The organism is Wohlfahrtiimonas larvae, from assembly GCF_002006755.1.
GTDB lineage: Bacteria > Pseudomonadota > Gammaproteobacteria > Cardiobacteriales > Wohlfahrtiimonadaceae > Wohlfahrtiimonas > Wohlfahrtiimonas larvae.
On record NZ_MVDO01000089.1, the window covers coordinates 1 to 2,767 of the forward strand.

A 2,767-nucleotide genomic window follows, 5' to 3' on the forward strand; every position below is an offset into this window, starting at 1 on the left:
ACCTGTGTTTGTGGAGGATGCTAAATTCCTACGAAAACACACAGACAAACCTATTAAATGGGCATTACCGGGCCCAATGACAATGATAGACACACTCTATGATGCCCATTATAAAAGCCGTGAAAAACTAGCTTGGGAATTTGCCAAAATTCTCAACCAAGAAGCATTGGAATTAGAAGCTGCGGGCGTTGATATCATTCAGTTTGATGAACCTGCATTCAACGTGTTTTTTGATGAAGTGAATGATTGGGGTGTTGCAGCCTTAGAGCGTGCAATTGAAGGCTTGAAATGCGAAACTGCTGTACACATTTGCTATGGCTATGGCATCAAAGCCAATACAGATTGGAAAAAAACATTAGGTTCAGAATGGCGCCAATATGAAGAAGCATTCCCTAAATTGCAGAAATCCAATATTGATATCGTGTCGCTTGAATGCCAAAACTCCCATGTGCCAATGGACTTAATTGAATTGATTCGTGGTAAAAAAGTTATGGTAGGCGCTATTGATGTGGCAACGAATGCAATTGAAACAGCTGATGAAGTTGCAGCGACATTACGTAAAGCCCTACAATTTGTGGATGCTGATAAACTGTATCCTTCCACAAACTGTGGCATGGCACCATTATCTCGCCAAGTTGCACGTGGTAAACTTAAAGCACTCAGCGCAGGTGCTGCAATTGTGCGCCAAGAACTCATTTGATAGATTCACATGCTATAGTTAATCAGTAAGGACAAAACTATGGATCAATTTAGGAAAAAACAATGGTTGAAGTAGCAGACTTTAGAAATGCGATGTCTTTGTTAACAGGCGCAGTTAATGTTGTCACAACAGCAGGAAAATCTGGTCGTCATGGCTTCACAGCTTCTGCTGTATGCAGTGTGACAGATACACCGCCAACTTTGTTAGTTTGCATGAATCGCGCTTCTAGTTCACATGATCATTTTATAGATAATAAAATTTTAACTGTGAATGTATTAGGCTCGCACCATCAAGAAATTTCTAAAGTGTTCTCATCTAAAATATCACCTGAAGAACGTTTTGAACACGGCACCTGGACTGAATTAGAAACAGGTGCGCCTGTATTAGAAGATGCATTGGTGAGCTTCGATTGTGAAATAGATCAAATCCAAGAGATTGGTACGCATACGATTTTCATTTGCCGTATCGTAGCAATCCAGCAAAGCCAACATAATCAAGGCTTAGTTTATTTTAATCGCGCTTATCATCATGTGGGTGAGCCAAAAATTACTGTGACAGATTGGTGATACAAATAGCTACTATGAATAACTCAAAAGCCCCAAAAGGGGCCTTTTGTACTTATGAATCTGGATACTGCTTTGGTAATTGCTTAATTTGTTGCTGCAACCAACCTTTAAATAGTACATTTTTATTGTATTTATGAAGATCATATTCTTCGGGGTAAATTGCTTGGAACTTCGATGCAAAGCGATCATAAGAGAAATCTGCATGCAATGAATTAGCAACTTCCATTAACTTCTCTTTTAAATCTTTATCCACATACATTGGCGCTTTTCGTGGGCGGCTAATATCATAACCAAAGACAACCAAACATGAGTATGCAGCTTCCCTAACATCTGTTACAGGATCTGTTTTCATAATCGCTAAAAACTCATCAATTACTTCTTTGCACTTGTATTTACCTAGCTTTTTAATCGCATCAATACGCTTTTCATAACTACCCCTATCATGCAGTTTTTTCAATAAAGCTTCTAGGTCTTGTGGGATACCTTCAATGAATTTTGGCTTAGGTGCATTCATTTTTTGGAGTACTTCAGTTAAATTTTCACCTTTTTTATAACGTGCACGAATTCCTTTTGCTGCATTCAATACATATTGATATGGCTTTGCCATCGGTGGAATATTGCCTTTTTTCACTAAACTTTCATATTCGTTATAACGAGCTTCTACTCTTTTCCAATCTTCTGGGTATTTTTGTCTAAAGCCAATCACAAATTCATCATCCGAAGCGTCCTTGCTCAAGCCTAATAAAACCTCCACAACTTTTTTATCTTTGTCTGGGATGATTACGCCTTTGGATAATCGCTTCTTACTCATATTGACCTCTTAAATTCACAACAAAATAAAATGCCCCAAAGGCTTATATTAAACATTTGGGGCTTTGATGACGACATTATATCGTTATCTGTATCTTATGAGAAATAGTTAATCAACCATGTGTGATAAGGAATCGAAACTAAATCGATTAATACTGCACCACTGATTGGTACAATCATCAATGCACGTGTCGATACCATTTTGTATTTTTCACACACAGATGTCATATTTGCCATTGCATTTGGTGTTGCGCCCAAACCATGCCCCATTAAGCCTGCACACATCACAGCAGCATCGTAGTTTTTACCTAGCAAACGGAATACAATAAAAATCGTGAATGCTAAAATTGCGATGGTTTGTAATACTAAAATGCTCAATAATGGCAATGCAACTTCACTCAATTCCCAAATCTTCAATGACATCATAGCCATTGTTAAGAATAATCCCAAAGAAACGCCTGATACTAAATCAATAGATTTTTGATGAATTTTTACCACAGTAAAATAATCATTCACATTACGCACAATGATCGCAATCAACATCGCCCCTACATAGCTTGGTAGTGAAAAGCCTGTCATTGCTGTAAATTCTGCAGAAGCCCAACGACCGACAACCATAATACCCAAAATGACAGCAAGCATTCTTAAGAAACCATTGACATCTATTTCTTTCACCGCTTTGCTTAATGTT

Annotated in this window: 4 protein-coding genes; 2 read left to right on the forward strand and 2 right to left on the reverse strand. The window is 37.9% G+C overall.

Translation table 11 applies throughout. From position 1 onward, the window contains the following. Together BZK14_RS05660 and BZK14_RS05665 are read left to right on the forward strand one after the other, a co-directional pair. Positions 1-700: methionine synthase (locus BZK14_RS05660; RefSeq protein WP_143691367.1), on the forward strand; the 700-nt coding region annotated here is incomplete at its 5' end. Between the two features lie 62 nt (positions 701-762). Then, the gene (locus BZK14_RS05665) at positions 763-1,266 is read left to right on the forward strand and encodes a flavin reductase (RefSeq protein WP_077925588.1); all 504 of its coding nucleotides are present in this window, start codon (positions 763-765) and stop codon (positions 1,264-1,266) included. 52 nt (positions 1,267-1,318) lie between these two features. On the opposite strand, the gene BZK14_RS05670 is transcribed toward BZK14_RS05665, so the two are convergent. Beyond that, complete coding sequence (locus BZK14_RS05670; RefSeq protein WP_077925589.1) at positions 1,319-2,077, reverse strand: HEAT repeat domain-containing protein; 759 nt, start codon at positions 2,075-2,077, stop codon at positions 1,319-1,321. Between the two features lie 95 nt (positions 2,078-2,172). Then, a partial coding sequence (locus BZK14_RS05675) for a sodium/glutamate symporter (protein WP_281249085.1) occupies positions 2,173-2,767 on the reverse strand: 595 nt, incomplete at its 5' end.